Origin of the sequence: Pseudonocardia terrae (assembly GCF_021343995.1) — a bacterium.
Taxonomy (GTDB): domain Bacteria; phylum Actinomycetota; class Actinomycetes; order Mycobacteriales; family Pseudonocardiaceae; genus Pseudonocardia; species Pseudonocardia terrae.
Genome location: NZ_JAJTTE010000021.1, coordinates 86,132 through 108,122, shown reverse-complemented (window position 1 = coordinate 108,122; position 21,991 = coordinate 86,132). Strand labels below are relative to the sequence as shown.

Here is a 21,991-nt window from a genome sequence, read left to right as displayed (position 1 = left end):
CTGTTCCCGTCCATGATCGGTGGTCAAGGCCCGGGGAGCGCACGGTGATCACTCCTTGTGGAGGTGGGCGGTCGGAATTCGACCTTTCCCGTCCACGATTGGTGATCAAGGCTCGGGTCCGAACCGTGATCGCGCCGGGCTCGCCGTCGTATGACTTCTGCCCATCTCGGGCCGTCGACGTGTACGGGTTAGGGTCCGTCAGGTGCCGATCGACGCCTCCCAGCTCCCCTCCCTGCACGGCCCGGCGGTGCCCGGCCAGCTGAACGACCGGATGGGGATCGAGATCCTCGCCGCGTCGCTGGAGGAGGTGCGCGGCCGGATGCCGGTCGACGGCAACCGCCAGCCCTACGGCCTGCTGCACGGCGGCGCGAGCGGGGTGCTGGCCGAGACGCTCGGCTCGGTGCTCGCGGCGATGCACGCCCTCCCGGAGCGCTTCCCGGTCGGGCTCGAGCTGGCGTGCACGCACCACCGCGCGGCCACCGAGGGGTACGTGACGGGCGTGGCCCGGCCGATCCACGTGGGCCGCAGCACCTCGACCCACGAGATCGTGCTGACCGACGAGCAGGGGCGGCGGACCTGCACCGCCAAGCTCACCTGCCTGCACCGGGACACCGAACCCACGATCTGAGACGCCCCGAGGCGGCACGGACGGCACCCCGGTGGGCGGAGTGCCGTCCGCGTGCCTCAGGTGCCGACGTTCTCGCCGAGGTACGCCTCCTGCACCCGCGGGTCGGCGAGGAGCTCCGCCCCGGTGCCGGACAGCGTGGTGCGGCCGAGGTCGATCACGTAGGCCTTGTCGGACAGGGCGAGCGCGGCCAGCGCGTTCTGCTCCACCAGGAGCACCGTGGTGCCCTCGTCGCGCAGCTCCCTGACGGTGTCGAAGATCCGCTGGGTCATGATCGGCGAGAGTCCCATGGACGGCTCGTCGAGCATGAGCAGCTTCGGCCGGGACATCAGTGCCCGGCCGATGGCCAGCATCTGCTGCTCGCCGCCGGAGAACAGCCCGGCCTTGTTGGTGCGCCGCTCCCCCAGCACAGGGAACAGGTCGTACACGCGCTGCATGTCCTGGGCGATGCCGGCCTCGTCCTTGCGGGTGTAGGCACCGAGCCGGAGGTTCTCCTCGACCGACATGCGGGCGAACAGCCGGCGGCCCTCCGGGCTGTGCGCCATGCCCCGGGAGAGGATCTCGTGCGCCGGCATCTTCTGGATCGGCGTGCCGTCGAACTCGATCGTCCCGGAGACGGGCCGGAGCAGCCCCGACAGCGTGCGCAGTGTGGTCGTCTTGCCCGCGCCGTTCGAGCCGATCAGGGACACGATCTGGCCCTGCTCGACGTCGAACGTCACGCCGCGGACGGCCTGGATGGCGCCGTAGGCGACCACCAGGTCGCGGACGGACAGGAACGCCATTACTCGGACTTCCCCTCTGCCGTGCCGTTCCCCACGGTCGCGCCGCCCGTCTGCAGCTGCGCCGAGACCTCCTCGGGCGGGGCGCCCAGGTAGGCCTCCACGACCCGGGGGTCGCCGCGCACCTCGTCCGGCGAGCCCTCGACCAGCAGCTCGCCCTGGACCAGCACCAGCACCCGGTCGCACAGCGTGAAGATGAACTTGGTGTCGTGCTCGATGACGACCACCGACACGCCCAGGTCGCGGATCGCGAAGATCAGCTGCCGGGTGGCCTCGGTCTCCTGCGCGTTCATGCCCGCCGTGGGCTCGTCGAGCAGCAGCACCGACGGGTCCGTCGCGAGCGCGCGGGCGATCTCGAGCCGCCGCTGGTCGCCGTAGGGCAGGTTGCGGGCCAGCTCCTCGGAGAACCGGGTCAGCCCGACGAACGCGAGCAGCTTCTCCGCCCGCTCCGCCGCCTCCGCCTCGCTCCGGCGGAACCGTGGGCCGTGCAGCAGGGACGAGAGCGGGCCCTGCTTCATCCGCACGTGCCGCCCGACCAGGACGTTCTCCGTCGCGGTCATGGACGGGAAGAGCCGGATGTTCTGGAACGTGCGGGCCACGCCCGCCTCGGTGACCCGGGCCGGGTCCTGCGGCATCGGCTTGCCGCGCAGCACGACCTGGCCCGACGTCGGGGTGTAGAGCCCGGTGAGGCAGTTGAAGAAGGTCGTCTTCCCCGCCCCGTTGGGCCCGATCAGGCCGATGATCTCGCCCTCGTGCAACGACAGGTTCACGTCGTTCAGCGCGCGCAGGCCGCCGAACTGCATGGTCACGCCGGAGGACACCAGGATCGGCTCCCGGGTGCCGGTGGCGACGTGCATGTCGTCGGCGAGCTCGGCGGTGACCTCCTCGGGCGGCGCCTCCGTCACCGACTCCGTCACCTCGGCACCGGGGTCCGGGACGGCGCCGTCGGCGGTCTGCGGGTTCTCGCTCACGGCTCCACCCTCGTCGGCAGGGGCCCGGGGCCCTCCTTGGCGACGTCCTCGACGTCCGGGTCGGTCAGCTCCGCCTTGCGGTGCCGGTCCGGCACGATGCCCTGCGGCCGGAACCGCATGATCAGCACCAGGGCCAGGCCGAACAGCAGCAGCCGGTAGTCGGAGAACTCGCGCAGCTTCTCCGGCAGCACGAACAGGATCGACGCGCCGAGCACGGCGCCGGGGATCGTGCCCATGCCGCCGAGGATGACCGCGGCGAGCAGGGTGACCGACTCGAGGAAACGGAAGGAGTCGTAGGCGACGACGGCCGTCTTGTGCGCGAAGAACGCACCCGCCAGGCCGGCCAGCATCGCGCCGATGAGGAAGGCGAGGATCTTGATCGGGCCGGTTCGGATGCCCATGGCGCGCGCGGCGTCCTCGTCCTCGCGGATCGCGATCCAGGCCCGGCCGAGCCGCGAGTACTTGAGGTGCGCGAACACCAGCATCACGCCCGCGACCAGCAGCACGATCAGGAAGTAGTACAGGACGCCCGAGGGCAGCCGCAGGCTCCCGATCATGATCGAGTCGGAGAACTTGAAGTCGCCGACGCCCACCGCGGGGATGTTCGGGATCGCGTTGGCGCCGCCGGTCAGCCCGCCGATGTTGTTCTGCGCGCTGCGCACGAAGATCTCACCGAAGGCCAGCGTGACGATCGCCAGGTAGTCCCCGCGCACCCGCAGGGTCGGCGAGCCGACGATCGCGCCGAACATCCCGGCCACCACGGACGAGATGATCATGACCAGCACGAACGGCAGGTGGATGCCGATCTGGGAGGCCGCCGCCCCGGACAGGTTCGCCGCCACGAAGGCGCCGATGCCCAGGAACGCGACGTACCCGAGGTCGAGCAGGCCCGCGAGGCCGACCACGATGTTCAGCCCGATCGCCGTGGCCGCGTAGACGCCGATGTTCGACGCCACCGTCATCCAGTACTCGGTACCGGCGCTGGTCAACGGCAGCAGCAGGGCGACGATCAGCAGCACGATCACGCTGAACGTGCGGTGCCGCTCGGAGACCACCGAGACCCAGGTGAGCAGGCCGGACGCGTTGAGCGCGGCGAAGGCGCCGCCCAGGGCCGCCAGCAGCGACAGGAAGACGACGCCGGCGTACGGGTTCACCACCCCGCCCTGGCCGCCGCTCGTGAGCACCGCCGCGACCAGCAGCAGCACGATCACGAACAGGACGACGAGCAGGACCCACTCCACCCACCAGGGCAGCTTCCAGGTCCACACCGGCTTGCGCTCGAGCCCGCCGGCGCTCGCGCCGAGCACCGTGACCAGGCCGCCGACCAGGGCCACGATCGAGCCGAACGCGATCGACCCCTCGGAGGCGGTGATCGCGCCGAGGCCGCCGCCCTCGACGGTGATCCACAGACCGTTGATCAGGGCGACGACGGTGACGCCGATCCCGAGCCCGCGCACGATGCGGTGCCGCGCCGGGATCCGTCGCAGCGCCGCCACCACGATCGCAGCCAGCCCCAGGATCACGAGGTGCAGCCGGAAGCCGGTCACGCCGAACGGGGCGACGAAGAAGTTGAGCGTCGCCTTCTCCGGGTACGGCCCCTCGTTGAGCACGAAGGTCGCCCAGGGCAGGTAGGCGCCCACGAGCGTGAGCACCCCGCCGACGATCATGAGGACGGTCGAGCGGGGCGCGGCCACGTCGAGCAGACCGGCGAACCGGCCGGTGTGCCGCGGCATGGCCGCCGGGGTGGCGGGCGTCCGGGGCGTCGCGGTGGCGGTCATGCGCGCACCCGCTCGGACTCGCCGAAGAATCCCTGCGGCCGGAACACCAGGACCGCGATCAGGACGACGAAGATCCAGACATAGTCGTAGGCCGTGCCCCCCGGCATGTACTGCCCGGCGAGCGCCTTGACCAGCCCGATCATCAGGCCGCCGACCACGGCGCCGCGGATGTTGCCGATGCCGCCGAGCACCGCCGCGGTGAACGCGAAGATACCGTTCTGGAAGCCCATGTCGATGTTGATGTTGTTGAGGTAGCTGCCGTACAGCACGCCCGCGACCCCGGCGAGCGCGCCGCCGATGGCGAAGGTCAGCACGATGACACGGTCGGGGTCGATGCCCATCAGCCGGGCGACGTCGCGGTCCTGGGACGTGGCGCGCATGGCGCGGCCGAGGCGGGTCCGCTCGATGAACCGCTCCAGGCCGAAGGCCAGCACCAGCGACATGACGACCAGCAGGATGCCGACGTAACGGATCACCACGCCGTCGCCGATCGGGATGACGACGGCACCCTCGACGAACAGGTTCGGGAACGGCAGGGCCGCGGTGGCCCCCGGGTAGAAGACGCGCATGGCCTCCTGCAGCGCGACCGACACGCCGAGGGCGGTGATCAGCGGGGCGAGGCGTGGCGCGTTGCGCAACGGCCGATAGGCGAAGCGCTCCATGGCCACGGCGATCAACATCGCGACGAGCGCGCCCGCCACCAGGGCGATCGGCAGCGCGAAGTACCAGGTCGTGGCGATCGCCGTGGGCAGGATGTACGTCAGGGTGGCCAGGCCGCCGTAGGCGCCGACCATGAAGATCTCACCGTGCGCGAAGTTGATCAGCGTGATGATCCCGTAGACCATCGTGTAGCCGAGCGCGATCAGCGCGATCAGCGAACCGAGCACCAGCCCGTTCGCGATCTGGGACAGGAACGTGGACAACCGAGGGGTCTCCTCCACCGCGTGCACGAGCGGGGACGGGTGGTGTCCCGTCCCCGCTCACGTGCGTTCTCGTCGCGTACCCCCGGGTCGGGGGACGCGCGTCAGCTGGTCGGGAACGTGCCCGTCTCCAGCGGCTGGAACTCGCCACCCTGGACCGAGTAGACGGTCAGCACCTTGTTGGTGGTGTCGCCGTACTGGTCGAAGGAGATGGCGCCGGTCGCGCCCTGGAGGTTGGTGGCCTGGACCGCGGAGACGAGGCCGTCCCGGGTCGCGTCGGAGAAGGTGCCGTTGCCGACCGCCTTCGCCACGCCCTGGATGAGGACGTTGGCGGCGTCGTAGGTCAGCGCGCCGTAGGCGCTGTACGGCTCGGAGTACTTGGCCGCGGAGTAGGCGTCGATGAAGGCCTTCGCGCTGGGCAGCTGCTCCGGCGGGGCGCCGACGTTCGTGGCCAGGTCGCCCTGGCGACCGCCGAGCGAGACGTAGGTCTTGTCGACGATGCCGTCGCCGCCCATCAGCGGGACGTTGAGGCCCGCGTCGGCCAGCTGCTTCGACAGCGGGCCGGCGACCGGGTACTCACCGCCGTAGTAGACCGCGTCGGGGTTCGACGGGCGGATCTTGGCGATGACGCCGGAGAAGTCGGTGTCCTTCTCGCCGACCTTCTCGCGGGCGACCACGTTCGCGCCGAGCTTCTGCGCCTCGGTGGCGAACTGCGACGCGAGGCCCGCGCCGTAGGTCTTGCCGTCGTCGATGACCGCGATGTTCTTCTTGCCGGCCTTCTGCACGAGGTACTGCGCCGCGAACGGGCCCTGGATCGCGTCCGTGGTGGCGGTGCGGAAGTACGTGGCGTTCGGCCGCTCCGGGGCGGTCTGGTAGTTGTCGCCCTGGGTCAGCGCCGGGTTGGTGTTGGCCGGGGAGATCTCGACGATCTTCTTCTGCGCCAGGATCGGCGCCGCCGACTGGGCGGTCGAGGAGTTCAGGGTCCCGATCACGCCGACGACGTTCGGGTCCGAGGCCAGCTTGGTGGCGGCCTGGCCGGCGATCTGGGCGGTCGCCTGGTCGTCCTCGGCCTGCAGGGCGAGTCGGTAGCCGGGCACGGTGCAGTTCTGGTTGGCCTGGTTCACCGCGAGGTCGGTGGAGTTCTTCATGCCCAGGCCCAGCGCCGAGAGGCTGCCGGACAGCGGGGCGATGAAGCCGACGACGAGGGTCCCCTTGCTGGTGTCGCAGGAACCACCGCCCCCGCCGGTCGCCTCTTGACGGTTGGTGCTGCACGCGGTGAGCGCGAGGGCCCCCGCGAGCAGGGCGGCGGTCGCTGCGACCTTCCGCGTCCGACTCATGTTCTGTCCTTCCGTGCCGACCACGTCGACGGCGGTCCCCCGAGCGCCCGCCGGGCCCCCGGACAGACGCCGGAAGCGCCGCGGACGTTAGGTCACCGGCGGGTGCCCCGTCATCCCGAGCGGCGGCAGCTTTACCAGACCGCAACCGGATATCGCCCAGAGTGACCGCAGCCTCACCCAATGTGCGGAGTTATCAGATCGTTATCAAGCGACAACGCGCTGACCAGGGCAGACGCCGGTAGCACGTGGCGAAGGTCGCACTGCACGGGGGTCATTACCGCCGGGTGAACGATCTTCGCAGGGACCCGGAGAACACGGCGAGGCCGCCCCGGCGGTCTGCCGGGACGGCCTCGTGGTGACGTGCTGCGACCGGGTGGGCCGGTGCGGACGGTCAGCGCCGGATACCCGCTCCGCGGGCTCCGCTCAGCGCCGGATGCTCGCTCCGCGGGCTCCGCTCGGCGCGGATGCCCGCTCCGCGGGCTCCGCTCAGCCCTTCGCGGGGGCGAGCCCCTCGATGACGGCCTCGGCGACCGCCTTCATCGTGGTGCGGCGGTCCATCGCGGTGCGCTGGATCCACCGGAAGGCCTCGGGCTCGGTCATGTTCTGCTTGGCCATCAGCAGACCCTTGGCGCGGTCGACGACCTTGCGGGTCTCGAAGCGCTCGTTCAGGGTGGCGACCTCGTCCTCGAGCGCGCGCTTCTCGGCGAAGCGGGAGACGGCGAGCTCGATCGCGGGCACCAGCTCGTGCCGGGCGAACGGCTTGACCAGGTAGGCCATGGCGCCGGCGTCGCGCGCGCGCTCGATGAGGTCGCGCTGGCTGAAGGCGGTGAGCATGACGACGGGCGCGATCTTCTCCTCGACGATCGTGGCGGCCGCCTCGATGCCGTCCTTCTTCGGCATCTTGACGTCCATGATCACGAGGTCGGGCTTGAGGTCGCGGGCCATCTCGATGGCCGCTTCACCGTCGGGGGCCTCGCCCGCGATCTGGTATCCCTCTTCCCCGAGCATCTCGGTCAGGTCGAGGCGGATCAGCGCCTCGTCCTCCACCACGAGGACGCGCCAGCCGACGGCGGGTCCGTCGTCGGTCGTCTTGTCCTCGGACACTGGCTGGCTCACGGGTGGGTTCTCCTTAGGCGTGCGGGTCGAACGCAAGGACCCAGGGTAGCGACGATAGGGTTGCATCCAGGTTGCCCTGCGCGTGTGATCCCGTGCGACGCGAGCGAGAACACAGTCGGCGACCTGGCGGCCCCCGTAGCCCAATCGGCAGAGGCAGCGGACTCAAAATCCGCCCAGTGTGAGTTCGAGTCTCACCGGGGGCACCGCCGTCGCCTGCGGAGGCGCAGGACTCGGGACCGAAGCCCAAGGCTCTTGGCCACGAAGCCACGAGCTGCGCGACCGGCCGGTCCGGGACTACTACAACGACCTGTTCTCCGCCCACGTCCCCGCCGCGGGTCATCCCGAGGAGTTGGAGCTCGTCGTCGGGACCAGCCTGCTCGCCTGGACAGCACCGAGCGGTGGTCGGGTCCGCCGGCACCTGCTCACCACCGCGGCGCGCATCGACTTCGACGAGGACTCGGGCCGGTTGACCGTGCTCGTCGACGACTCCGTCGAAGGCTCCGTGCTGGAGCTGGACATGCTCGACCCGGGTCTGATCGGCCAGCCGAAGCTCGTCAACGAGCTGCGCGACCGCGCACGCGAGAGTGACGCGCACCCCATGGACCGGGACCGGATGGGCGAGCTGGGGCGCACGCTCACCCACCAGCTCGCCGCCGACGCCCGATTCCTGGACACCGACGACCCCACCACGCCCGGTGCCTCGCCCGTCACCTCGTTCGCGCCTGCCCTCCTGCTCCGCCGGCGTTTGCAGAAGGGCCTGCTGGAGATCTTCCGTCGCATCGTGGAGCAGCTGCGTGAGGCCGGCGAGGTGCCCGACGGCATCCGCCCCCTCGTCGACGCCGACCACGAGCCCGCGGGGACGGCGGACGGCGAGCACGCCGGCGGCGCCGTGGTGCGGGTGGACGACGACCCGTTCCTGCCGCTGCCGGTCAACGACCGACAGCTCCAGATCCTCCGGCGGGTGGCCAGCGGCCAGCACCGCGCAGACCCTCATCCAGGGTCCGCCCGGGACCGGCAAGACCCACACCGCGGCAGTCCTCATCACCCACTTGCTCGCCCAGGGCAAGCGGATCCTCGTCACCGCGCAGACCGGCCGAGCGCTCAAGGAGGTGCGGGAGAAGCTGCCCGAGGCGATCCAGCCGCTGGCCGTCGCCGTGGTCGGGTCGTCCCGGGAGGACATGTCGGACCTGCGGGTCGCCGTCGAACGGATCGCGTCGACCGCGCAGGAGCACGACGCCGACGACGCCGCCAGCACGATCCGCCGAAATCTCGACGCCGTGTCGACGGCCGCGGCGAGCGCGTCCAGGTCGACCGGAACGTCGGTGGGCGGGACGTGCCGGGCGGGTGAGAGGTCGACGTCGTCGTCGAGCAGCTCGAGCGGTGCCACCCGCCGTGATCCGGGTGCGTCGGCGGACGCCGGGTCCGCGGCGAACGCCCGCCAGCGGGACCTGATCTCGTCGATCCCCACGCTGAGGAACAGGACGTCCCGGGGCCTGCTCCCCCGCCGCGGGCTTACGCAAGAGCCACAGGTCCAGCGCGCGGCCGACGTCGTCGGGCAGGGTGGCGACCATGCGCAGCGCACCGCTGCGGACCAGCGTCGAGCGGATCCGACGCCCGGCGCGCCGCACCGCGGCCGACGACGGCAGCACCAGTACGACGGCCGCCCGCGGCTCGGCGTGGGCGAGGCAGTGCTGCAGCCACGCCAACTCCGGCTCCCCGCGCGGCGGCAACCCGAGCTCCCAGCGCGGGTCCGCCGCGAGCTCCTCGTAACCCCAGTCCCGGTCCCCGAACGGCGGCTCGCACAGCACCGCCCCGAACCGGCGGCCGGGCCACGGGTCGGCGCGCAGCGAGTCCGCGCGCAACCCGACCGTGCGCCCGCTCGGCGAGCACGCGTCCGGCCGAGATCCGGGCCGCCGCCTCGTCGACGTCGATACCCCACACCTCGGACGCGCCGCCCTCGATCGCCCCGCGAGCAGACCGCCGGTGCCACAGGCCGGATCCAGCACCGTCCGCCCGCGGACCTCGGCGAGCTCGGCGGCGAGCCGACAGACCACCGCCGGGGTGGTCACCCACGACCTCGCCGAGCCGATGGTCGTCCACACCGGACCGCATGCGCTGCCAGACCCGGTCCAGCGGCGAGATCTCCGCCGTGCGGCCGTGGTCGCGCAGCCGTCGCTCGACGTCCGCGAGTCGGTAGAGCGGGCTCGCGGCGGATCCCCCGACGGGTTGGGGGAAGTCGCCGAAGCGTCGCCGCCTGTTGCTCACGGCGGCTCGCCCGACTCCCGCGAGCCGCGCGCCATGTCGGCCGAGGCGATCGTGGGCTCGCTCGCCGGGCGCCCACGAACAACGGCCGGAGGTCCTCGCCTGCCGCGAGGCGGTCCAGGTGCTCGGCGGCGCGGCGCGGGGCGGTCCCCCGCGGACGAGGATCCCCGCCTCCAGATTGCGGTCCGCCCCCGCGGCGGTGAGGTTCGCGCTGGACACCAGCATCTCCCGGGCGTCGGCAAGGACGATCTTGGCGTGCATCCGGGTGGACCGGTCCGGGCGCCGGTCGACCGGCCACTGCCAGAGCTCCGGGCCGGGGATGCCGAGGAAGGCCTTGCCGGGTTGGTCCCCGTTCAGCGCGCTCCCCGCCCCCTGCAGGGTCTCCACCAGGACGCGGACCCGCACCCCGCGCGTCCGGCCGTCGACCAGTGCCTCCCGCAGCGGCGGGTAGGCGCCGGCCGAGTACGTCGTGAGCCAGAGGGTGCCGCGCGCCCGCCGCACGACGTCGACGAGCACCGCCGCGGTCGACCGCAACGGCACCTCGTGCAGGTGCGGTCCGCTCCACACCGCCTCGACGGACTCCGTCCGCGTCCGGTGTCGGTACGCCGCCGCGACCCCGCGCAGGTAGGCCGCCGACTCGAGCACCCCGCGCCCCTCGGAGCATCGGGCGCGCAGCACCGCTCGGCAGAACTCGGCGTCGTCCGGCCGGACGACGGCGGCCACCATCGCGTGCTCGCGCGCCGGATCGTCCGACACCGCCTCCGCGAGGTCCTCCAGCAACCCGGGGTCGACCTCGTCGGCGAGCCGGACGGCGGCCTCGGCGAACGACCTCGCTGTGCCCATGGGCGACTCCGCAGGCTTCGTCACCGGACGGCGTCCGGGTAGACGGCTGGGAAGGCGGGGTCGATCGGCACGACGAAGCGGCGGTCCAGGAAGCGGTTGCCGCGCTCGCAGGTCGTCTCGGACACGAAGAGGCACACGTGACAGGCGGCCCCGTGGAGGAAGTCCGCCGGAGCCGTGAGGATGCGCTCCGAACACAACGGGTCCGACGAGCAGCGGTGCGCGTCCGCGAGCGCCCGCCGGAACACCCGGGTGAACGTGCGTGGCTCGCCGAGCGAGACCAGCCCGCCGAGCGTGCCCTCGCTGTCCGGAACCCGGGCACCGGGCCATCCGGCGAGAGGCTTGAAGGTCCCCTTCAGCCGGTCGGAGCGTCGGTTGGTCCGGTACCGCCGGTAGGCCTCGCGATGGGCGACGACGACCTCGGACTCCGCGACCTGCTGCTCCCACTGCTGCAGTAATGGTTCAGGCAGCTTGATGAACACAGCCCCTCACCCCGGACCTCGGTGGCGGGCACCCAGTCGAGATGCTCCGCGCGCCCCAGCGGCGCCGTCGGGACGAATCGGGGTCCTCCGGGTCCGGCGCATCGAGCCGGGTGAAGCCGACCAGGGCCCGGGCCTCCCGCAGCCGCTCCACCTGGACCAGGTCGTCGAGGTGTCCGCTGAGCTCGGCGGGCACGTCCTGCCGGTGCAGCGTGAAGTCCGGGGTGGGCGCCGGGTGCCGGGACGCCGCGAAGATCGCCCACTCCTCGGCCTGCAGGTCCGGGAAGCCCTCCTCGGCCGTCCCGTCCTCGGCGATGTCGAGGTGGGCGCGGTGGGAGTCCATCGCCTCCCAGATCTCGTCGCTCCACTCCGCGAGCCCGAACTTCAGGGGCTCGACGTTCGCGCGGGCGTAGGGCAGAGCCACCCGCGGACACGTCTCGAGATGGAGCCACAGCTCGGCGACCTTGGCCGCCAGCTCGCTCTCTCCCGTCCGCGGGACCGCGAGTGCGGAGAGCGTCCGGGCGAACCACTGGTTCGACGCCCCCACTGGATCTCGACGTTCGCGCCGACGTTCGCACTACGGTCCTGCATCCGCAGCCGCGGCTTCGGCGCGTTCGCGCACGGCGCGCCGTGGTGCACGAACTGGCGGTACGGGAAGTCGTCGAGGTGGCCGTTCCGGCAGCTGAGCACGAAACGCGCGGCAACGGCGAGCGGGCGCTTGCGCGAGCGCGGGCAGTCCGCGTGCACGAAGCGGGCCTCGTGCGGCCGCTGCGCGATGTCGTTGACGAACTGGAACGTCGCCAGGCCCACCAGCGAGCCGATGCCGCTGGTGAACATGAGGTGGCTCGGCCGGACCGCGCCGACGCGGCGCCGATGCTGTCCCTCACTCATCGCGCGGTCCTCCCGCTCAGCGTGCTGTCGCCGACCTCGTCGCCGTCGGGCTCGCTCTCCACCTCGGCCTCGCCGTCCGACGGCCGGAACTCCCGGTCGGCCGCGTCGAACTCCGGCGTCCGCAGGTCGGCGGAGACGAGCAGGTTGATCTCGTTCTCCGTCTCCCGCATCGACATCGCGACGGTCCGGTCCCCCTAGCCCCCACTCCCCGCCCGTAACAGCAGCGGATTGAGCAGCGAGTCCCCGCGCTTGGACTTCTCGTAGCCGATGGACCGGTCGGGCGCGCCCTGCCAGCGCTTCCACTCGTCGAGGAAGCGCTGAGCCGTTCGCGCAGGTAGATGCGCCCACGGTTCTGTCCGACGCGCTGCGCCCGCGCCAGCATCCGCTCCACCACGCCCTCGACGACCTCGCCGTCGAGCGGCACCGTCGCCGCGTCCTTGTTGTGCGAGTACTCGTCGTTGTGCGAGTACTCGTCCGCGACGTTCCGCACCGCGGCCACGAGCATCCCCGCGGTGGTCCGGTCCAGCGACCGCCGCGTGTACGGCGTGACGGACAGCGCCTCGACCTGCTTGTAGAAGGTCGCGTGGTAGTGGCCGAAGTCCTCGAAATGGGCGAGGTCGCGGGGCCGTGCCCAGTTGTAGAGCGTGACGACCAGCCCCGGGCGCGCTGCGTCACGGCCGACGCGGGAAGAGGCCTGGATGTACTCCGCGGTGTTCTTCGGCTGCCCCGTCACGACCATCAGCCCGAACCGCGAGACGTCCACCCCGACCTGCAGCATCGACGTCGCGAGCACGACGTCCACGGGCAGGGCGCCCGCCCGCGACCGCGCCGCGTACCGGTCGGACAGCTCGTGCGCCTGCCGCTGCGGCCGCCCCTTCGAGTCCTTCGCCGACGCCTTGCGCTCCCGGATGTCCGCTGCGATACCCGCCCGCCGCGCCGTCGTGTCCAGCTCCGGATCGAACGCGATCTCCAGCTGCTTGAGCGCCGCGCTCATGTCCGCGGACGAGATCCGCGAGGTCAGCTCGGCGATCTCCAGCATGCGCGTGCCCTGCAGCCGGTTCGAGAGGTCCTTGAACCTCCCGTGCCGCCGGACCCGCGTGGTCACGTCGTCGTCCATGTAGCGACGCATGCCCGCCAGCTCGCGCGTGGCGTTGAAGTAGCCGACGAGCGTCATGTACGGGTCGGCGGCCTCCCCGTGCTCGTCGAACAGGGTCTGCGCGGCGAGCAGCAGGATCTCGGCGAGCCGGATCTCCGCGGACTTCAGGCGGACGCCGTGGGCACAGATGCCGAGGTAGCGGCGTCCCGGCGTCGTCGGCGTGACGTCCACCTGCGTGGAGAAGTAGGTGTCCGCCACGTCGAGCATCGGCGGCGGGAAGATCTCCAGCCTGCGCCCGAACACCCCGAGGACCTGCTCGCGGGCGCGCTTGGTGGTCGCTGTCGACGCGACGATCTTGGGGCGTACGAGCTGCCCGCCCGGCGCCTTCCCGGTGCTGAGCTCGTCCACCGCGGGCTCGAAGAGGCCCACCGTGGTGCCCAGCGCGCCGGAGATCAGGTGCAGCTCGTCCTGGATGATCAGGTCCGGCGGCCGCAGCCGCACCACGTTCCGGCTGCTGACCGCCTCCCACCGGCCCTTGGCCTGATGCTTGTCCCGGCAGTGCGTGCGGGCGTCGAGATCGGCGTGCCGGTAGCCGTGCCGCGGGCACTGCGCGCGGACCCGGCCGAAGAGCGCCCCGGCGAACCCGCGCCACGGCAGCTGCGCGAGCTTGTCGACGGTCGCGATCACCAACGCGGGCGTGTACCGGTAGATCTCCTCGTCGATGGTGAGGACCGGCAGGCCCTCCGTCGACCGGGTCTTCGAGAAGGGGCACGCCTGGTCGCCCTCGGCGTTGGGGCAGAAGAGGAACACCCGTCGCGCCGTGTCGTCCGGCACGAGGTCGCGGTGCCCGGCCAACGTCGTGCCGCACCATGGGCACGTGAGCGTCTGCAGGACGTTGACGCGCTGGTCCCGGCCCGCCTCGCGGGCGTCGGCGATCTGGGTGGCGGCCTCGTCGTACCAGTTCGGGGAGACGCCACCGCCGACCCAGAGCCCGATGCGGAACGGCGTCCGACCCCACCGCTCCTCGTCCCGCGCCCGGACCACCTCGGCCGCGCACACCAGCGCCGCCGCACGTCGGAACTGCTGGGCGGTGAGCAGCCGCAGCGTGTAGCGCATGAGCACGGCGACGCCGTCCGCGCCGTTCCGGGCGTCGAGGCCCTGCCCGACGAGCCCCTGCAGCCTCCGGATCGCGAACGTGTAGGCGGTGAGGCCGAGGTAGGCCTCCGTCTTGCCACCACCGGTCGGGAAGAACAGCAGGTCGACGACGGCGTCCCCGGACGCCTCCCGTTCCGGGTGCTCCGGCTGGGTCAGCGCGGGCAGGTCGAGCAGCACGAACGCCAGCTGGAACGGCCGCCAGGTCGCGTTGCTAGGGGCCTCGACCTCCGCGAGCGCCGCCTCGTAGGACAGGCCGCGCTCCTCGCGGATCCGGGTCACCGCGGTGTGCCGTCGCTGCAGCGCCATGACCTCGTTCATGAATCCGAAGGCGGACAACGCCGTGGCGTGACCCGCGCGGTCCCGCTCGCTCAGCAGCGCGATGCCCTCGCGGATCCGCTCCGCGGCCTTCCGCCCGGTCGCCACCGCGGTGGTCGCGCTCTGCTGCAGGTGCGGCGGGAGCCCGGGGATCGCAGCCTCCTGCTCGTCCAGCCAGTTCGCATAGCCGTCGGCAGCGGGGCGAGGCCCGCGCGCAGGCCCGCGGCGTCCGCGGTCGCGAGCGTGTCCATCGCGAGCACCGCCGAGCCTGCCGCCCCCGCCACGGTCGACGGCACGTCCGAAACCGGGAGCCAGGTCGTCTGCAACAGGTCGGCGCGCCTGCTCCGCGGAACGGCCCGCGCGTCGACGGAGACGTTCTGCGCCACCGCGAACCGCAGGTGATGACGGTAGAGCAGGTCGAGGTGCAGGTCCTCGGCGTCGTCGCCGACCTGCCCGCCGGCCGCGGGGTCGTCGACCGGGACGAAGACGTCCGGCCGGTCACCCGTGTGGGCGGTCACGGTCAGCTTCGGCTGGAAGATCCAGAACGGGTCGGCGCCGCGCTCGGGCTCCCGCTGCCCGTTCACCAGCACGAGCTGGACCACCCGCTCTCCGTCGCGCGGCCGGACCTCGACCGAGAGGAACACCGTCTCCTTCTCGTAGGGGTCCTCCTGCAGCAGCCCATAGCGATCGGAGGCCTCGTCGAGAGTGATCTCCACGGTGCGCTCGGGCGTGCGGTACCAGGTGGAAGTCGGCTTCCCCTTCTCGTCCGTCCCACGCTCCCGGCGTAGGTGCCCCATTCCGCCTTGACTACGAGCCGGTACACCTCGGCCGGCACCACGAACGTCATCCCCATCGACGAGGCCCACAGCCGCCCGACGATCTGGGCTGTGGGAACCTCCGGCAGGTCCGCCTCGCCGTCGCCGTACACCCCGGACTCGGTCTCCGGCAGCCGGTCCGCCTGCTCGACGACGGACTTCGACATCGCCTTCGGCCCGAGCATGCCGACGAGGTAGCGGTCGCGTGGGCCGCGGACGTTGGGCGTGAACCGCTCATCCTCCCCGTCCCACGGGCCGAGGAGATCGCGCTCGATCAGGTCCTGCAGTGTGTCGCGGACGTCGTACGACGAGGCGCCGCTGAACTCCTGGGGCACGTCCAGCGGGTTGACGAGCTCCTCCTGCTCGCCGCGAGGATCGTCGAACAGGGGGTTCATGGGCACGCTCCTGCGAGGTCATGGCATGCGAACCGAGCATGATCGTGGGGAGCGGCGGACGAGCCGCGACGAACGGTGACACTGTTTCTCGCCAATCCATGGCGACCCGCCATCGGTGCGGCGAGAGGCGGCTGAGCTGCGACGATGGGCCAACGCTCGAACGCCCGTTCGGATATCCTGAGGGCATGCGTCGCGCCGCACACGAGAGCCTCACCGTGGCCCTCTCGGCGCTACGCGCCGCGACCGGTCCCACCGCGACTCCGGACGAGCTCGTAGGCGTCCTGGCCGTCGCCGAGGAGACCCGGCGGGCACTGGACCGGATCATGGTCGACGTGACCGCGGACCTGCAGCGCCGCGGTACCTTCGCCGACCGCGGCTACCGCTCCGCCGCGGGCGCCTTGTCGGACCTGCTCGGCTGGGAGCGCTTCGAGTCCCGACGCCGTGTGGTCGCCGCCGACAGCGTCTGTCCCACTGTCGGCCTGGGCGGCGAGGAGCTGCCCGCGCGCATGCCCGCCACCGCGACCGTCTTCGCCGACGGCACCGCGAGCCTGCGCCACGTCGAAACCATCGCCCGTGTGCTCAGCAGCGGTCCTGCCACCCGACTCACCCCGGAACAATGGGCGGGCGCGGAGATCCAGCTCGCCGGGCAGACCGGCGCCATGACCCCGACCGAGCTCCACACCTGGGGCATGCAGCTGGTCGAGCTCCTCGACCAGGACGGCGCCGAGCCCTCCGACGAGCCGGTGCAGCTCAACGAGCTGCGCCTCTCCCGCTTCCGCACCCGGCCCGGCGGCAAGATCACCGGCCGCTACGACGACGCCGCGCTCTTCGCCGCGATCGCCGCCGTGATCGACGCCGGCGCCGCCCCCCGGGATCCGGACGACGAGCGGCCCGTCCCCCAGCGCCAGGCCGAAGCCCTCGCCGAAGCCTGCGCCCAGGTGCTCGACCGCGGCCGCCTCCCCGAGACCGGCGGCCGCCGCCCCCAGCTCGTGGTCACCGTGCGCCTGGAGGACCTCGAACGCCGCGCCGCGGCCGCGTCCCTGGAGTTCGGCGGCGCACTGTCCGCTGCCACCCTCCGCCAGCTTGCCTGCGACGCCGCGGTGGTCCCGATGGTCCTGTCCTCCACCGGAGTCCCGCTCGACGTCGGCCGCATCTCCCGCACCGTCCCGGACGGCCTGCGCCGCGCGGTCACCGCGCGAGACGGCGGCTGCGCCTGGGCGGGCTGCGACCGCCCGCCTTCCTGGTGCGAGGTCCACCATGTCGTCGAGTGGGCGAACGGCGGGCCCACCGAGCTGGGCAATCTCGTGATGCTGTGCAGCGCCCACCACCGCCTCATCCACCACTCGCTGTGGGAAGTGCGGATGGTGAACGGCCTGCCCGAGTTCATCCCGCCGAGCTGGATCGACCGCAGCCGAAGACCCCGAAGACGGCCCACCCCCGCCCCGGTCGGCTAGAAGTTCGGCCGGGGCCATCAGAACAGCCCCTCGGCATCGTCGGGCTGCCGCGCTGTCGGCTTCTTGACAGGCTTCTTCGCGCCCTTCCTCTTGTCGTGCAGCCCCTGCGCCACTTCCTCGGCGTACCGCTCGTGGTTGAGCTCGAGCAGCCGGTCGAGGATCTCGCGCTGCGCCGCTGGTCCGATCGTGTAGCGGAGATCGCGGCCGGCGGGACGAAAGCCGTGGTCGAGCTTGTCGAGCAGGTCGTCCCAGTCGTAGGCGCGCACAGTCGCCTCATCGATCGCCTTGTGAATTCGGCGCAACTCCGCGATGTCCTCGTCGTGGACTGACGGGTCGAACACGAGGTTGTACGTCTTGGTTAGGCCTGTCTGCCGGGAGAGCATGACGTCGCGGCGGTAGGCGTCTAGCCGTTCCCCACCATCCCGCAAGTCCTGCGTGAGAGTAGGAAGGGCAAGCGTCTCGAATACGTCGGACGGGGTGCAACGGAGGTCCGCCTTCATGGAGGAGGCACGAGACACCCTCTGTCAACCTTCGGGTCAGGCTGCTCGTCCGAGGGCTCGGTTGCGGTTGGCGACGTGGACGTCCTCGTCGTAGAGGATTCTTCGGGTGAGGCAGTGCCAGAGGATCTCCAGCCAGCGGTTCCCGAGAGCGCGGAGCGCATTGTGGTGGGATTTCTTAGCGGCGATCTTGGCGTCGTAGAATTCGCGGGCCCAACCGCTCTGGGTGAGACTGCAGAACGCCCATTGGTGCACGGCGTCGCCGAGATACCGGTTGGGCGCGAGGCGTCTGGCGACGAAGTCGCTCTTCCCGGAGCGTCGGGTGACCGGGGCGCGGCCGGCGTAGCATTGCAGACCGTTCGGGGAGTCGAACTGCTCGATGTGCTCGCCGATCTCGCCGGCGACCCGAGCTGCGAGGCGGTCTCCCAGGCCGGGGAAGCTCAGGTAGATCGCCCCGCCTGGGAAGGCCTTCCCCGGGTCGGGGTCCTTGACGGTGTGATCGCGGCCGGTGCGTCGACCGCCGAGCAGCAGCTCGCCCATCCGGGCTTCCCAGCCGCGGCGGGCCTCGTGCAGGGCCAGCAGTTGGACCGCGGCCAGGCGGATCCGCCAGCTCGTAGTCCCGGTTCGTCACGGCGAGGTACTTCTTGCGAGCCTCCTCGCGCTCGTCGGCGGCGAGCGGGACCAGCTTCTTGGTCAGTGCCGCGACCGAGCCGATGCCGGAGGACGTGTACTTCTCCGCGATCGTGGCCACCAAGGAGTCGGCGGGGATCTTCTCCAGGTCGGAGAGCAGCACCTCCTCCTCGAGGCCCGGCTTGCCGGTGAGACCGACTACGACGTCCGATGCCCGGAAGCCCTCGAAGGACAGCAGGCCCTCGTAGACATAGCCGATCTGCTCCACGTCCAGCTGCCTGAAGGACAGCGTGCGCCGCTCGCGGTTCTTCCCCTTGCCGACCTCCACGAACTGCACCGCGCGCAGCATGTGCAGGACCGTGCGGTCGTCGATCGACTTCGGCATCCAGAGGTAGTCGTCCGGGTCGAAGAGCGAGCCGTCGTGGGCGGTGAGCGTCAGCCGGGGGTGCTCGATGCCGTCGTGCACCGCACGGAACAGGGCGAGCAGCCGGTGCCAGACGGCGGTCGAGGTCTCCAGCTCGTCCTCGGAGCCTTCGAGCGCCCGTTGCTCCAGCTCCGCGCCGAGCCGGCTCGCCGAGTACGCGGTCGCGTAGAGCTCGTTGTCGCTGGGCAGCAGCCTGCGTTCCTCGGCGAACAGGAGGAACACGATCCGCATCATCACGGAGACGGCGCCGCGGTAGACGTCGTGCGCCGAGACATGGGTGAGGGTGTTCCCGCCGGCCAGCACGTCGGCGCGGCCGATCGCCGTCACGAGCAGCTCGACGGCCTGCCGGACCTGCACGCCGAGGGCGTCGGTCAGGTCCTCCTGGCTGTCCTCACTGCGCTTGAGCAGCGCGGGCAGGCGCTCGGCCTCCGGCACGCGAAGAACCGGGTGCGGCGCAGGAAGGACAGGAACGCCCGCACGACGTCCCGGTCCGATGCGTCCCCCCACCCGACGGCGTCGAACACCACGTGGGAGGTCACGCTGCCGCGCGGGGCGCGGACCAGCACCCACCAGCGGCCGTCGGTCACGAGCCCGAGCTCGACCTCGTGGGCGCGGCAGAGCTGCGCGAGGCGAATCCGGGGAGCCTGCTGCCCGCGCTCGCCGGCAGCTGGCGAGGCCCCTTCACGCATGCGCCGATGGGGTGAAGCCAGCGTCGCAAAATCCGCGTAGTGCGGGTTCGTGTCTCAGGGTGGCACCGCCGGACGGTAGGGTCGGGGAAATATCCGGCCCCGCCGGGGCGCTACACCAGTGACCGCACGCGGGTGCCGGCATCGTCCGCCCCGCCCGTGCGAGACACAGGCCCGATCACCGATCCACCGAGAGGTGTACGGGCCCGGCCGCGGAAGCGGCGTCGCCGCTGTGCGGCGCCACCCGCCGTTGCACCGTGCCCGGCACGGCTGCACCACGCCCTGCCGGGCGTCCAGGAGGAGGAGTACTTGGCTCGACGAGGCAGGCCCCAGACCCGTGCTCGCCGCCCCGCCCCGCGCGACCGCCGGCACGGCGGACACGGCGACCACGGTGGCGAGGACGTCCTGTCGGTCCTCGCGCGCTCCGTGCGCGAGGTCGAGTCCGCGCTGCGCCGCGGCCGGGTGTCGCCTGCGACCCGCACGAAGTTCCAGGCGGTCGCGCTGCTGCTGCGCGAGGAGCGCGCCCGGGTCAAGGGCGCGGAGAACGTCGGCGAGCGGCACCGGACCGAGCAGCTCAAGCGGCTCGACGGGATCGCGAAGGCCCTCGCCATGAGCGCCGTGCGCGAGCCGACGCTGCTCGCGCTCCTCGACGAGGACGCCGTCGTCACCGACGAGGCCCGGTCCCTCACCCGGACCGTGCTGCAGAAGGCGGGCATCGAGACCGCGCCCGAGCCGGAGCCCGAGGTCCCCGCCGCCGAGGTGCCGGCCGCGCCCACCAAGCCCCGCGTGGTGCCGCAGTCGGTCGTGTCGCGGCAGCTGGCGAACCCCTTCCTCGCCCCCGACTTCTCCGCCGCGCGGCCGAGCGGACCCCGGCCCACGCCGTTGACCGGCTGGGAGCTGCTCGGGCCGTTGCTGCGGTCCTTCGAGCGCGCGAGCACCGGCGCGACGGCCTGCATGGATCTTCCGGCGCCCTCGTCGCGCACGGCGCCGGGTGGCCGCGAGCTCATGCCGCACCAGGCCCGGCTGGTCGCCGCCGCCGCGGCGGGTCACCGGACCTTCCTGCTCGCCGACGAGCCCGGCCTGGGCAAGACCGCGCAGGCGCTGCTCGCCGCGCAGGCGTCCGACGCCTACCCGCTGCTCGTCGTCGTGCCCAACGTCGTCAAGACGAACTGGGTCCGTGAGGCCGGCCTTTGGACGCCGCGGCGCCCCGCGACCGCCGTCCAGGGCAACGGCGACTCCGTCGACGGGTTCGCCGACATCGTCGTCGTCAACTACGAGGTGCTCGACCGGCACGCGGGCTGGCTCGGCGAGTTCGGCTTCCGCGGGATGATCGTCGACGAGGCGCACTTCATCAAGAACAAGTCCTCCCAACGCTCGCAGCACGTCCTGGAGATCGCGGACCGGATCCGCGCGCGCGCCCCGCACCCGCTGATGATGGCCCTCACCGGCACGCCGCTGATCAACGACATCGAGGACTTCCTCGCCATCTGGCAGTTCCTCGGCTGGATCGACGACGCGAAGCCGCGCGCGGACCTGATGGACGCGCTCACCGCCACCGGCCTCACCCCCGCCGACCCCGGCTTCTACCCCGCCGCCCGCAGCGCGGTGGTGGACAGGGGCATCGTCCGCAGGCGCAAGGTCGACGTGGCCGCGGACATCCCGGCCCGGCGCATCGCCGACCTCCCCGTCGAGCTCGACGGGGCCGCGGGTCGGTCGATCCGGGCCGCCGAGCGCGACCTGGCCCGCCGCCTCGTGGCGCGCTACGAGGACGCGCTGGCCACCCGCCGGTCCGGCGCCGACATCTCGTCCCCCGACGGCATCGACCACGACCTGGTCAGCCAGGTCGCCCGCTGGGAGCAGAAGGACGCGGCCGAGGCGAAGTCCGGCGACAACGTCTTCACGATGATGCGGCGCATCGGCCAGGCCAAGGCGACGCTCGCCGCGGACTACGCGGCCCAGCTCGCCCGCAGCGCGGGCAAGGTGGTCTTCTTCGCCAAGCACGTCGACGTCATGGACGCCGCCGAGGAGACCTTCGCCAGGCAGGGTGTGCGGTTCTCCTCGATCCGCGGCGACCAGACGCCGGGCGTGCGGCAGCGCAACATCGACGCCTTCGTCAACGACCCGGAGGTCGCCGTCGCGGTCTGTTCGCTGACGGCGGCGGGGGTCGGTCTCAACCTCCAGGTCGCCTCGAACATCGTGCTCGCCGAGCTGTCCTGGACCGCCGCCGAGCAGACCCAGGCCATCGACCGCAGCCACCGCATCGGCCAGACCGAGCCGGTCACGGCGTGGCGCATCATCGCCGCGCAGACCGTCGACGCCCGGATCGCCGAGCTGATCGACGGCAAGGCCGGCCTCGCCGCCCAGGCCCTCGACGGCTCGGACGAGGAGGTCGGGTCCTCGGCCGACGTGCAGCACGCGGCGCTGGTCGCGCTCCTGACCGAGGCCCTGACGGCGGCCCCGGCCCTCCAGGGCGCAGGCAGCCTGGCGTGAGCGGGCCGCGGGCGGCGGCGGACCGGCTCCGCCGCC

At 72.0% G+C, this 21,991-nt stretch carries 16 protein-coding genes, 1 tRNA gene and 4 pseudogenes; 5 read left to right on the top strand and 16 right to left on the bottom strand.

Annotated elements, in window-relative coordinates; translation table 11 throughout:
• The first annotated feature begins 202 nt into the window (after positions 1–202).
• Positions 203–628: a hotdog fold thioesterase gene (locus tag LWC33_RS16235; RefSeq protein ID WP_233305225.1), complete on the top strand. Its 426-nt coding sequence runs from the start codon at positions 203–205 to the stop codon at positions 626–628.
• A gap of 56 nt (positions 629–684) precedes the next feature.
• Here LWC33_RS16235 and LWC33_RS16230 read toward each other — a convergent pair whose 3' ends face one another.
• The 6 genes from LWC33_RS16230 to LWC33_RS16205 all read right to left on the bottom strand — a co-directional run bounded on the left by LWC33_RS16230 (position 685) and on the right by LWC33_RS16205 (position 7,526).
• A complete protein-coding gene (locus LWC33_RS16230; protein WP_233305224.1) occupies positions 685–1,407 on the bottom strand; it encodes an ABC transporter ATP-binding protein in 723 nt (240 codons plus the stop codon).
• On the bottom strand, positions 1,407–2,375 hold the full coding sequence (locus tag LWC33_RS16225; protein ID WP_233305223.1) for an ABC transporter ATP-binding protein: 969 nt from the start codon (positions 2,373–2,375) through the stop codon (positions 1,407–1,409). The genes LWC33_RS16230 and LWC33_RS16225 overlap by 1 nt, the downstream gene beginning before the upstream one ends.
• Complete coding sequence (locus LWC33_RS16220) at positions 2,372–4,153, bottom strand: branched-chain amino acid ABC transporter permease (RefSeq protein WP_233305222.1); 1,782 nt, start codon at positions 4,151–4,153, stop codon at positions 2,372–2,374. The genes LWC33_RS16225 and LWC33_RS16220 overlap by 4 nt, the downstream gene beginning before the upstream one ends.
• A complete protein-coding gene (locus tag LWC33_RS16215) occupies positions 4,150–5,076 on the bottom strand; it encodes a branched-chain amino acid ABC transporter permease (protein WP_233305221.1) in 927 nt (308 codons plus the stop codon). Before LWC33_RS16215 ends, LWC33_RS16220 begins: the two co-directional genes overlap by 4 nt.
• A 101-nt stretch (positions 5,077–5,177) precedes the next feature.
• Positions 5,178–6,410, bottom strand: a complete 1,233-nt coding sequence (locus LWC33_RS16210; protein ID WP_233305220.1) for a branched-chain amino acid ABC transporter substrate-binding protein — start codon at positions 6,408–6,410, stop codon at positions 5,178–5,180.
• 486 nt (positions 6,411–6,896) lie between these two features.
• Positions 6,897–7,526 carry an ANTAR domain-containing response regulator gene (locus tag LWC33_RS16205; RefSeq protein ID WP_232873643.1) on the bottom strand — a complete coding sequence of 210 codons (630 nt, stop codon included), beginning with the start codon at positions 7,524–7,526 and terminating at the stop codon, positions 6,897–6,899.
• A gap of 129 nt (positions 7,527–7,655) precedes the next feature.
• On the opposite strand from LWC33_RS16205, the gene LWC33_RS16200 reads away from it, so the two are divergent.
• A tRNA-Leu gene (locus LWC33_RS16200) sits at positions 7,656–7,729 on the top strand.
• A gap of 381 nt (positions 7,730–8,110) precedes the next feature.
• A pseudogene (locus LWC33_RS36555) lies at positions 8,111–8,776 on the top strand (AAA domain-containing protein); the annotation flags it as partial.
• 354 nt (positions 8,777–9,130) lie between these two features.
• Here LWC33_RS36555 and LWC33_RS36550 read toward each other — a convergent pair.
• The 7 genes and pseudogenes from LWC33_RS36550 to LWC33_RS36055 form a co-directional block, all read right to left on the bottom strand.
• Positions 9,131–9,334: pseudogene (locus LWC33_RS36550) on the bottom strand (N-6 DNA methylase); the annotation flags it as partial.
• Positions 9,335–9,944: 610 nt separating this feature from the next.
• Positions 9,945–10,631: pseudogene (gene drmC, locus LWC33_RS36545) on the bottom strand (DISARM system phospholipase D-like protein DrmC); the annotation flags it as partial.
• Positions 10,632–10,651: 20 nt separating this feature from the next.
• Positions 10,652–11,110, bottom strand: a complete 459-nt coding sequence (locus LWC33_RS16185) for a hypothetical protein (RefSeq protein WP_233305217.1) — start codon at positions 11,108–11,110, stop codon at positions 10,652–10,654.
• Positions 11,091–11,654 carry a hypothetical protein gene (locus LWC33_RS16180; RefSeq protein ID WP_233305216.1) on the bottom strand — a complete coding sequence of 188 codons (564 nt, stop codon included), beginning with the start codon at positions 11,652–11,654 and terminating at the stop codon, positions 11,091–11,093. The genes LWC33_RS16185 and LWC33_RS16180 overlap by 20 nt, the downstream gene beginning before the upstream one ends.
• Before the next feature lie 56 nt (positions 11,655–11,710).
• A pseudogene (locus LWC33_RS36745) lies at positions 11,711–11,944 on the bottom strand (DUF8724 domain-containing protein); the annotation flags it as partial.
• A 70-nt stretch (positions 11,945–12,014) separates the two neighbouring features.
• Complete coding sequence (gene drmA / locus LWC33_RS16175) at positions 12,015–14,717, bottom strand: DISARM system helicase DrmA (protein ID WP_233305233.1); 2,703 nt, start codon at positions 14,715–14,717, stop codon at positions 12,015–12,017.
• Entirely contained in the window at positions 14,618–15,280 is a 663-nt protein-coding gene (locus tag LWC33_RS36055) for a hypothetical protein (protein ID WP_233305215.1), read from the bottom strand. Before LWC33_RS36055 ends, drmA begins: the two co-directional genes overlap by 100 nt.
• A gap of 679 nt (positions 15,281–15,959) precedes the next feature.
• Between LWC33_RS36055 and LWC33_RS16165 the strand changes: the two genes are divergently transcribed.
• Complete coding sequence (locus LWC33_RS16165) at positions 15,960–17,228, top strand: HNH endonuclease signature motif containing protein (RefSeq protein WP_233305214.1); 1,269 nt, start codon at positions 15,960–15,962, stop codon at positions 17,226–17,228.
• A 17-nt stretch (positions 17,229–17,245) separates the two neighbouring features.
• Here LWC33_RS16165 and LWC33_RS16160 read toward each other — a convergent pair whose 3' ends face one another.
• The 3 genes from LWC33_RS16160 to LWC33_RS16150 all read right to left on the bottom strand — a co-directional run bounded on the left by LWC33_RS16160 (position 17,246) and on the right by LWC33_RS16150 (position 19,468).
• Positions 17,246–17,728, bottom strand: a complete 483-nt coding sequence (locus LWC33_RS16160; RefSeq protein ID WP_233305213.1) for a hypothetical protein — start codon at positions 17,726–17,728, stop codon at positions 17,246–17,248.
• 36 nt (positions 17,729–17,764) lie between these two features.
• Positions 17,765–18,265: a transposase gene (locus tag LWC33_RS36540; protein WP_233305212.1), complete on the bottom strand. Its 501-nt coding sequence runs from the start codon at positions 18,263–18,265 to the stop codon at positions 17,765–17,767.
• A gap of 885 nt (positions 18,266–19,150) precedes the next feature.
• The gene (locus LWC33_RS16150; RefSeq protein WP_233305211.1) at positions 19,151–19,468 is read right to left on the bottom strand and encodes a hypothetical protein; all 318 of its coding nucleotides are present in this window, start codon (positions 19,466–19,468) and stop codon (positions 19,151–19,153) included.
• A 306-nt stretch (positions 19,469–19,774) separates the two neighbouring features.
• Between LWC33_RS16150 and LWC33_RS16145 the strand changes: the two genes are divergently transcribed.
• The gene (locus LWC33_RS16145) at positions 19,775–21,955 is read left to right on the top strand and encodes a DEAD/DEAH box helicase (protein ID WP_233305210.1); all 2,181 of its coding nucleotides are present in this window, start codon (positions 19,775–19,777) and stop codon (positions 21,953–21,955) included.
• Positions 21,956–21,991: the final 36 nt, after the last annotated feature.